Source organism: Leptolyngbya sp. FACHB-36 (assembly GCF_014695955.1).
Lineage (GTDB): Bacteria > Cyanobacteriota > Cyanobacteriia > Leptolyngbyales > Leptolyngbyaceae > FACHB-36.
On sequence record NZ_JACJPG010000238.1, the window covers coordinates 1 to 9239 of the forward strand.

Below are 9239 nucleotides of genomic sequence, written 5' to 3' on the forward strand. Positions count from 1 at the left end.
CGATTGACCGCGACTCCAGAGATTCGAGAAGCCAATTTTTCGACCTTGCCAGGTCAACTGAGCAAAGGAGCCTCTGCCTGGATTGCGTCTGTTGGGTTCAATCGGGCGACCAGCAGCGATCGCTTTTTTAGTGGACTAGCGGACCTTAAAGGAGGGGCAAGCTACCGCTTGGGCGTGACGGAAGATTTGACGCTTGGGGCAGGGGTTGTCTACGATCGCGCTCTGCTGGGGTACAGCGAACTATTTTTTCAACCGACAAAGATTCCCCTCCAGATCGCCTTTTCGGGACTGATGGGTGCCAATGGCGGGCTGAAATACAACGCCAATGTGCTGTACAGACCCAGCCAGAAATGGGAGTTCAGGTTGGATGCTGATGACTTGTCTCAGCGGTTTCAAGTCGATTGGCGGCTTCTCTCTGGCATCAGCTTCAAGGTGGCTGGCAATACCCGCGAAAATGCTTTGTCAGCCGGATTGACTCTTTCCCAACGCTTTGGCAGTCTCTTCACCTTTGCCGACGTCAGTGTAGACACTAACAATCGCGTTCGATGGACCCTGAGTTCCTACCTCGCTCGCTGGCAATTCATTAATCAAGGCAGCGAAATTTTTACCAATTCTGATTTGATTTACAACTTCACCAGCCTCTCTGATGGTCATTCGCTGCGGGTCGGCTACGAAACTCGTAACTCACAGGATTCTCTAGCTAGTCTTGGCTGGCGCTACCGATCGCCCGCACGAACGTTTGATGGGCGAACACTGTGGGAACTGGAATTGGGCTACGGGTTTGGCTCTCGCGGAAGCGGCTTAATTGCCTCTGCTGCAACCAATGTATTGCCAGGAGTGGTTATGCGGCTTCGCTACGAAAGCATTTCTGTCCTATCGGACAGCAGCAGTTTTCGGCTAGAGGTCTCCCCCAGCTTTAATCTCACTCCCAGGCTGACTCCTAGCGATCCCAATATAGAGCGACTGCGGAACGAAGGGGGAATTTATGTCCAACCCTTCCTGGATGGCAACAACAATGGTCAGTTAGATGGTAATGAAACCGCTTACGCCGAAGACATGCAGACGCTGCTGCGGGTGAATGACCAATCCATCCGCAACTTCACGCCTCACCTAACCTCAACAGGACTGTTCTTGCGGCTTCCGCCAGGACGATATCGTGTGGATCTTGATCCGGCAGGGTATCCGATCGACTGGAAGCCCGCAGAATTTGCCTATGGGGTGGAAGTCAGCGCTGGAGGCTACACGTCGCTGCCAATCCCGTTCACTCGGTCCTATTCTGTAACGGGCGTGGCGCTGGATCGATCAGGTCAACCGATGGGCGGTGCAAAAGTCGAAGCAGTACCAACGGGCACTGGAAAGAAAGTGCTGTCTGTGACCAATGGTGCTGGCGTCTTTTTCCTAGAAGGGCTTGCTCAAGGCTCGTACAACCTGCTAATTGATAACCAACCTACGCAGCCAGATATCCTACGGATCAATGCGAAATCCGAATCTTTGCAGGAAGTAACCCTTCAGCAGGGTCGTTGACAGCTGAGCCAGTTAAGGCACAATCAGCACCGGACAGGGCGATAGATTAATCACCCGATTCGTGACGCTTTCTGCGGCGCCTTCGTCGGTTAGCCCTAGGCCGCGACAACCCATAATGATCAAATCCGCTTCAATTTCATCGGCTACATCGCAGATGGTGAAGGCGGGCTTGCCGTCGCGCTCGATCGTCTCCGTCTCGATTCCCTGCTGCAGGAACAGGGACCTTGCCGTGCTTAGCAGTTCCGCGATCGCCTCCGGTGAGGTCATCATATCTCCCGGTGGCTCGTCTTCGGTTGGCTCTACCACCGACAACAGCACCAGCCGACTCTTGTGAAACTTAACGAGTTCCGTCACGGTTTCAGCCGCCTGCCGCGACTCGCGGCTTTGGTCTACAGGAAACAAAACAGTCTTGAACATAAACACACAACTCCAGAGTGCGAAACGGGCCGCGATCGCGGGTCTCAAAGGTGGGAAGATGGAGCGTTGGGGTGGCGCGATCGCCGAGCAGGTACCTCTTGTCACTCCTTGGTTTGCCGATGCTCCTCAGAAGGGGCAGCGTTATGGAAAGATAGAAATAGGTAAAAAGACTCATCTAGGAGGTTGGTTCGGTGCCCAAAAAGACTTTAGCAAATTTATCGCCCTCTGATTTATCTGGCAAACGGGTTCTGGTCCGCGCAGATTTTAACGTGCCGCTGGATGACCAAGGCAGCATTACTGACGATACGCGCATCCGAGCCGCGCTGCCAACAATTAATGAGCTAACCTCCAAGGGTGCCAAGGTAATTCTTAGCAGCCACTTTGGGCGTCCCAAGGGTGACGACTACGCCGCTCGCGTGACAGACAAGTTTCGCCTGACTCCAGTGGCGCAACGGCTGTCGGAACTGCTGGGCAAGCCCGTCGTTAAAACCGACGACTGCATTGGCAGCGACGTCGCGGCAAAGGTTGCTGAACTGAAGGACGGTGACGTGCTGCTGCTGGAAAATGTCCGTTTCCACCCGGAAGAAGAAAAGAACGATGCAGAGTTTGCAAAACAGCTCGCGTCTGTGGCGGATCTGTACGTCAACGATGCCTTTGGTACGGCTCACCGCGCCCACGCCTCGACCGAGGGCGTCACTCACTACCTGAAGCCGTCTGTGGCTGGCTTGCTGATCGAGAAGGAACTGCAATTTCTGCAAGAGGCGATCGAGAATCCTCAGCGTCCGTTGGCGGCGATCGTCGGCGGCTCGAAGGTGTCCAGCAAAATTGGCGTCATCGAAACGCTGCTGGAAAAAGTTGACAAGCTGCTGATCGGCGGCGGCATGATCTTCACGTTCTACAAAGCGCGTGGGTTGAGCGTCGGTAAGTCACTGGTCGAAGAGGACAAGCTGGAACTGGCGAAGACTCTGGAGCAAAAGGCGAAAGAGAAAGGCGTTGCTCTGCTGCTGCCTACGGATGTTGTCGTGGCGGATGCTTTCTCTGCTGATGCCAATACCCAAACCGTCAGCATCGAAAATATCCCCGATGGCTGGATGGGGCTAGATATTGGTCCCGATTCGGTCAAAGTGTTCCAGGAAGCACTGTCCGATTGCAAGAGCGTCATTTGGAACGGACCCATGGGCGTGTTTGAGTTTGACAAATTTGCGGTGGGCACTGAGGCGATCGCGCGCTCTCTGGCTGAGCTAACCAAGACCGGAACCACAACGATCATCGGCGGCGGTGATTCGGTGGCAGCAGTGGAGAAGGTCGGTGTGGCGGAGCAGATGAGCCACATTTCGACGGGCGGCGGTGCCAGTCTGGAACTGCTGGAAGGCAAGGAGCTTCCGGGCATCGCGGCGCTGGATGAAGCGTAGATTGCGTTCTCTCAATCCATAAACAAGCTACCCCACCTTAGAAGGTAGGGTAGTTTGCTTTTTTACGAGGTTATGATGGACCTGAAATTTGGTACTGCCCAAGTCCATGATTGTTGTAGAAACTGATCGAAAGATGGTGGAATTCAACAAGATTTCGATCGGCTTCGACACCAATAGCATTCCGCGCAACCAAGAGTTACTGCAGAGCTTACCTAAGTGATAGCGCTGGAAATTACTGGATTTGTTTCAGGATTGCTACTAATTGTATTGCTGCGACAGCCTCGCTGGATTCTGAGTGGAATTTCCTGGGTTGCTCCCGGTGTTACTTATTTTGCTTATACGCATCAGCGGGTAGTGGCATTGACGATCGATGATGGTCCAGATGCTGATACAACTCCGCAAATTCTGGATGTGCTAAAACGCCACAACGTTCGCGCTACGTTTTTCTTAATCAGCAGTAGGGTTGCTGGAAATGAGGCGATTGTCTCGCAAATAATTAGCGAAGGACACGAAATCGGCAATCATCTGACGCAAGATGCTCCTAGCATTCTCTTGTCTCCAGAACAGTTTGAGTTTGCATTGCTTGAAGCCCATGCCACACTCTCATGCTTTGCCCATTTGCGCTGGCTCCGCCCAGCTTCGGGATGGTACAACGCCCGCATGATTGAGACAACTCAAGCTCATCATTATCAAGTTGCCCTCGGCTCCATATTTCCCTTTGACACTCATCTTCGATCAACTTGGTTTGCTTCACATCATATTTTGATGAACATATATCCTGGCGCGATTGTAGTGTTGCACGATACTAAATCACGCGGTCGGCGCACTGCTGCTACATTAGAAGCCGTTTTGCCTGCCCTACATCGTCGCGGCTACCAGTGCGTCACGCTATCTGATTTGTTCTCCGCTTAAAGATCTCTCCTCACTACAAGTTGAGTTGATGATAAGGAACGCAACACCAAAGCATCAAGCTTTAACTTGAATCGACAAGAGAGCCATGATCGTACTAGATCTAATCAGCGTTCTGCTCAACAGGTCCAAAATCATCTGGAATCTCATGTGCCTGAAGCTGCAATAGCTGCATCAGTGCTTTCCATTGGCGCGGCGCAAGTTTCGCTTCCGTTTCTCCCAGCACCCAACGTTGATATGTACGAAGTGGAACACCACAATGCACAGCGAACTCAGCTTGAGACAGCTTGGTGCGCTGAATTCTCAACGTCTCGATCGGCGATTCCTGCTCTTGTGGTCTTCGGTCCTTTTTCTCCATACTTCTGACGTGCCATATTGACGTATAAACTTTGGCGCGTCATGATGGCACCTATGACTGAGCTAAGGGCAATCCCCGCTACGGGTCGTGATTTGCTCTGGCTCAGTGTCTCATTTTATCCACATTCAACTTATGAGCTACCAAGACTTGCTGCGTCCTTGGGTCGTTTACCGCTGCCTACCCAACCTGCAACGACAACAAATGGCGCGGTTTAGCCGCCGAAATCATGCCGAAGAGTACGTCAAAGCTGCTCAGAGACTTCTACCTAAAGCAACGTTTGAAACTGTCTACGAACCCTACTAATTGCTGTCGCAGAACATCGCCCCTCTACCTTTGCCCCGCCAACCACGTCTCTAAGTCCGACAACTGGGTGAAATCTAACAGCGCCTCGCCCAAGGATTCCAATTGGGTAACAGATAAAGCATCGATGCGCGATCGTACCGCCTCCGGCAGTTCTCCGACTCGACGGGCTAAAAGACGCAGAACCAGCGATCGTTCTCCCTGCTCAATTCCCTGCTCAATTCCGCGCTCAATTCCGCGCTCAATTCCCTGCTGCATCCAACTGGTGACAATCTCCATCACGCCCTCCCGCTGTGTCTCCTCCAGTCTACCAACCTCCGTCTGAAACACTTGCTCCTCCTGCCTATTCAGCCGCAGATACGTATCCACAAACCCAGAAATCAGGCGCGATCGAGCAGGATCTAACCGCAGCGTCGCCAGCATTCGCAGACACTCCAGTTTCACTCGTGGACGATCGACTGGGGCAATTTGCATCTTTGCTATCAGCGCGGCTGCAACTGGATTTTGCTGCGTCAGATAGTCACGCCAGTTCAACCGATTCAGCTGAATGGAGCAGAAGTTGAACTCCAGCACCTTCAGGTCCTCAAACTCCACGGTGTACTGATGGGCTTCTTCCCGGTTGGGTTCGTCGAACGAGAAGAGAACGATCGGGTAAATACGCTGTAAGTATTTCTGGTGCAGTCGCGCAAAGTAGAAAAACATCCGGCGCGTGAAGTCCGCTTGGCTCGCTGCTTGTGCCTCGATGTGGACGATAAAGCCGATGGGTTGACCCGCAAGTTGCACCTGTGCCAGCAAGTCAATGATTTTTGTGTCGCCGCTGGTCAAATCGGCAAAGTATTCCTGAGGCAAAAAGCTAATGGAGTTGCGATCGATCAACTGAGCCATTTGCGGCAGAAACAAATCTAGAAACTCGATAAAAAAGGTCGAGAGGAGTTCTTTGAACAGGCGGTCGTGGTCAATCATCGTGGCTTGCTTGAGCTTCTTGCGGTACAAATTCTTAACAGGTTCAGAGAAATCGTACTCGTCTTTTATGAGAAGAAACTTTGGTATTGTTGACGCTCTCGCCATGCGTTAGCTTGATCGGCAAAAGAGCTACGATCAGAACTCTTTGCCTATGAACCTTACTGAAATACCTTGCTGCAACTGCAATTTTGCCTGTCCGGCAGCGATCGTCTATCTCTGTAAAGTGATTGAGGGTACTAAAGACAACATTTCAGCAGACATCTACCTCTTAGGCTAGATCTTTGGACCGCAGTCTCTTTCGAGAGCTAGACGACATTACGGAGTGATTCATTAGACAATGCTGCCATCTAATTTCTCGGCTGAGTAAAACTCCGCCGCCCAGCAGGAGCTATATGGCAAGTTCTATTGAGTTCAATCTATTTGCTCCTTATAACAATGGAGCCGCGCTGATGGGATCGTTTTCCGACTGGAAAGAGATTCCGATGGATAAAGGCAAGGACGGCTATTTTCGCGTCTCCGTTGATCTGGAAGACGGTGTTTATCAGTACAAATTTCGGGTGCAGTCGAAGAGTTGGTTTTTTGAGCCGGATCAGTGGGTGGATGTCACCGATCCCTACGCAACCAATGTAGATGGCAAGAGTTCCGAAGAGAACGCGATCGTCCGCATCAAAGACGGAGAGCGCATCGTAGACACCTACGTGTGGCGAAACGATGACAAACCGCTACCGCCCGATCACGCGCTTGTGATCTACGAACTGCACGTTGCAGACTTTTCTGGTGGCGAAGACGATCCTAAGGTAAGAGGCAAATTTAAGGACGCGATCGAGAAGCTAGACTATCTCGTAGACCTAGGCGTGAACGCGATCGAGCTAATGCCCGTGAAGGAATATCCTGGCGACTATAGCTGGGGCTACAACCCGCGTCACTTCTTTGCGATGGAAACCAGCTATGGCACGACCGCAGACATGAAGCGCTTCATCGACGAGTGCCACGGTCGCGGCATTCGCGTGTTGATCGATGGCATCTACAACCACTCAGAGGCAGAGTCGCCGCTGACCCAGATCGACCACGACTACTGGTATCACCACGAACCCCGCGACCCCGATAACAACTGGGGTCCAGAGTTCAACTACGAGCACTACGACGAAAACCTGGAAACCTATCCGGCGCGCCGCTTCATTAGCGATACGGTCCGCCATTGGATTCAGGAATATCACGTTGATGGCATTCGCTACGATGCCGCGCGGCAAATTGCTAACTACGACTTCATGCACTGGATTGTGCAAGAAGCGAAGAACGCGGCGGGTGCAAAACCCTTTTACAACGTGGCAGAGCATATTCCTGAAACGACCAGCATCACCAACGTGGATGGTCCGATGGATGGCTGCTGGCACGACAGCTTCTACCACTGCGTTCTGGAGCATATCTGCGGTGACACCTTTGATCTAGAGCGGCTGAAGGACGTGCTGGACGCCAAGCGACAGGGCTTTTTGGGTGCGACGAACGTCGTCAACTACCTGACCAACCACGACCACAATCACGTGATGGCGGAGTTGGGCGATCGCGACATCCTTGGCGAAGAAGCCTTCCGTCGTGCCAAACTGGGTGCAGCGCTGCTAATGACAGCAATGGGCGTGCCGCTAATTTGGATGGGCGAAGAATTTGGTGAGTACAAGCACAAGACGATCGACCAGGTAAAGCTCGAATGGACGCTGCTGGCAGGCGACGACAACCGGGGACTGCGCGAGTACTACAAGGGCTTGATCAACCTGCGGAAACAGAACCACGCTCTCTACACCGAAAACATCGACTTCTTCCACGAAAACCCAGACGCCAAAGTTCTGGCATACACGCGCTGGAACGATGAAGGCTCCCGCGTAGTCGTCGTTGCCAATTTCTCCGAAACGTTCCTGGCAGGCTACACCGTTCCCAATTTCCCAGATAACGGTACTTGGCACGAATGGACTGGCAACTATGACGTAGAATCCGGCGACAATCAGCTTGTCACCGACATCGGACCCTTTGAAGCCAAAGTGTTTGTTTGGCAATAAGTCGCTGTTTGCTAATCGCGGTTAGCTATTCGTTAGCGTTTGCTCAGCGAATAGCTAACCCCTAACAGCTTTTCTAACCTCTAGTCTCTAGTTTCTAGCTCCCATGCCTCTGACTGAATTTAAGCTGTTTGCTCCGTACAACAACGCTGCTTCCTTAGTTGGCTCTTTTTCTGACTGGAACGACATTCCAATGGAAAAGGGCGACGATGGCTACTTCCGCGTCAAGGTTGATCTTGAGGACGGCATTTATCGCTATCGATTTCGGGTGCAGTCGAAGAGTTGGTTCCTCAAGCCAGATCAGCTTGTGGAGATTAATGACCCCTACATGACGGAGATGGATAAGGAATCCAACACCGGGATTGTGCACGTCAAGGCAGGAGAGCAGGTGCGTGACACCTACATCTGGAAGCACGACGACAAGCCGCTGCCTGCCAATCATGAGCTAATCGTCTACGAGATGCACGTGTCGGATTTTGTCGGCGGCGAGATTGGCAAGCGAGACAAGTTTCAGCGCATCACCGAGAAGCTAGATTATCTGGCAGAGTTGGGCATCAACGCGATCGAACTCATGCCCATTACAGAATACGCGGGCGATTATCGCTGGGGCTATCTGGTGCGCTACTACTTTGCGCCGGAATCCAGCTACGGACCACCAGAGGATCTCAAGCATTTCATCGACGAGTGCCACGCCAGAGGCATCCGCCTGATCCTGGACGGCATCTACAACCACACTGACGACAAAAGCCCGCTGCTGTACATCGATCGTGACTACTGGTACTACCACGACAAGCACTACCCCGAAGACCCGGCTAACTTCTGGGGACCGGAACTGAACTACGAAGTGTACGACGAAAAACTGGATATTCGTCCGGCGTGGTCGTTCGTCAGCGATGTGGTGCGCTACTGGATTCAGGAATATCACATCGACGGCATTCGCTACGACGCCGTGCGGCAGTTAGGAAACTACGAATTCCTAGGCTGGCTGCTTCAGCAGGCAAATGAGGCGCTGGCTGGGAAGCCGTTCTACCACATCGCCGAGCACATTCCTGACAGCAGCGAAGTGGTGCAGCCCAAAGGCGTGTTTGAGGGCTGCTGGCACGAAAGCTTCCGATTTTTTCTTAAGGACGCGCTGCTGGGCGACAACGTAGATTTGGCAAACCTGAAAGCGGCGATCGATGCGCGGCAGCAGGGCTACTCCATGACCACCAATGTGCTGAACTATCTGGCAACCCACGATCGCCAGCACATGATTGTGGAATTGGGCGACAAGGGAATTTTTGGCAAGGCAGCCTTCGATCGCGTCAA

10 protein-coding genes are annotated in these 9239 nt (G+C 52.5%); 7 read left to right on the forward strand and 3 right to left on the reverse strand.

Annotated features, from left to right (window positions below):
* Positions 1-1524: carboxypeptidase-like regulatory domain-containing protein (locus tag H6F43_RS05720; protein ID WP_190341551.1), on the forward strand; the 1524-nt coding region annotated here is incomplete at its 5' end.
* A gap of 12 nt (positions 1525-1536) precedes the next feature.
* Here the strand turns inward: H6F43_RS05720 and H6F43_RS05725 are convergent.
* Complete coding sequence (locus H6F43_RS05725) at positions 1537-1941, reverse strand: universal stress protein (protein WP_190341553.1); 405 nt, start codon at positions 1939-1941, stop codon at positions 1537-1539.
* Between H6F43_RS05725 and H6F43_RS05730 the strand changes: the two genes are divergently transcribed.
* The 3 genes from H6F43_RS05730 (at position 1934) to H6F43_RS05740 (ending at position 4265) form a co-directional block, all read left to right on the forward strand.
* Complete coding sequence (locus tag H6F43_RS05730; protein WP_190341555.1) at positions 1934-2170, forward strand: hypothetical protein; 237 nt, start codon at positions 1934-1936, stop codon at positions 2168-2170. The genes H6F43_RS05725 and H6F43_RS05730 overlap by 8 nt on opposite strands.
* Positions 2133-3353: a phosphoglycerate kinase gene (locus tag H6F43_RS05735; RefSeq protein WP_190341557.1), complete on the forward strand. Its 1221-nt coding sequence runs from the start codon at positions 2133-2135 to the stop codon at positions 3351-3353. The genes H6F43_RS05730 and H6F43_RS05735 overlap by 38 nt, the downstream gene beginning before the upstream one ends.
* A gap of 252 nt (positions 3354-3605) precedes the next feature.
* Complete coding sequence (locus H6F43_RS05740) at positions 3606-4265, forward strand: chitin deacetylase family protein (RefSeq protein ID WP_242025362.1); 660 nt, start codon at positions 3606-3608, stop codon at positions 4263-4265.
* A gap of 100 nt (positions 4266-4365) precedes the next feature.
* On the opposite strand, the gene H6F43_RS05745 is transcribed toward H6F43_RS05740, so the two are convergent.
* Positions 4366-4620, reverse strand: a complete 255-nt coding sequence (locus H6F43_RS05745) for an XRE family transcriptional regulator (RefSeq protein WP_190341562.1) — start codon at positions 4618-4620, stop codon at positions 4366-4368.
* 132 nt (positions 4621-4752) lie between these two features.
* Here H6F43_RS05745 and H6F43_RS05750 point away from each other — a divergent pair, with 132 nt between their 5' ends.
* Complete coding sequence (locus H6F43_RS05750) at positions 4753-4923, forward strand: hypothetical protein (RefSeq protein ID WP_190341564.1); 171 nt, start codon at positions 4753-4755, stop codon at positions 4921-4923.
* 24 nt (positions 4924-4947) lie between these two features.
* On the opposite strand, the gene H6F43_RS05755 is transcribed toward H6F43_RS05750, so the two are convergent.
* Positions 4948-5883: a DUF4351 domain-containing protein gene (locus tag H6F43_RS05755; protein ID WP_190341566.1), complete on the reverse strand. Its 936-nt coding sequence runs from the start codon at positions 5881-5883 to the stop codon at positions 4948-4950.
* A gap of 392 nt (positions 5884-6275) precedes the next feature.
* Here H6F43_RS05755 and H6F43_RS05760 point away from each other — a divergent pair, with 392 nt between their 5' ends.
* Both H6F43_RS05760 and H6F43_RS05765 read left to right on the forward strand, forming a co-directional pair.
* Positions 6276-7934 (forward strand): alpha-amylase family glycosyl hydrolase, encoded by a 1659-nt coding sequence (locus tag H6F43_RS05760; protein ID WP_190341568.1) that lies wholly within the window; start codon positions 6276-6278, stop codon positions 7932-7934.
* A 103-nt stretch (positions 7935-8037) separates the two neighbouring features.
* Positions 8038-9239: alpha-amylase family glycosyl hydrolase (locus H6F43_RS05765; RefSeq protein WP_190341570.1), on the forward strand; the 1202-nt coding region annotated here is incomplete at its 3' end.

Bases quoted from the DNA above. Each gene is read 5' to 3' on its own strand.
- H6F43_RS05725 (WP_190341553.1), bottom strand. From the start codon at position 1,941: ATGTTCAAGACTGTTTTGTTTCCTGTAGACCAAAGCCGCGAGTCGCGG.
- H6F43_RS05745 (WP_190341562.1), bottom strand. From the start codon at position 4,620: ATGGAGAAAAAGGACCGAAGACCACAAGAGCAGGAATCGCCGATCGAG.
- H6F43_RS05750 (WP_190341564.1), top strand. From the start codon at position 4,753: ATGAGCTACCAAGACTTGCTGCGTCCTTGGGTCGTTTACCGCTGCCTA.
- H6F43_RS05755 (WP_190341566.1), bottom strand. From the start codon at position 5,883: ATGATTGACCACGACCGCCTGTTCAAAGAACTCCTCTCGACCTTTTTT.
- H6F43_RS05760 (WP_190341568.1), top strand. From the start codon at position 6,276: ATGGCAAGTTCTATTGAGTTCAATCTATTTGCTCCTTATAACAATGGA.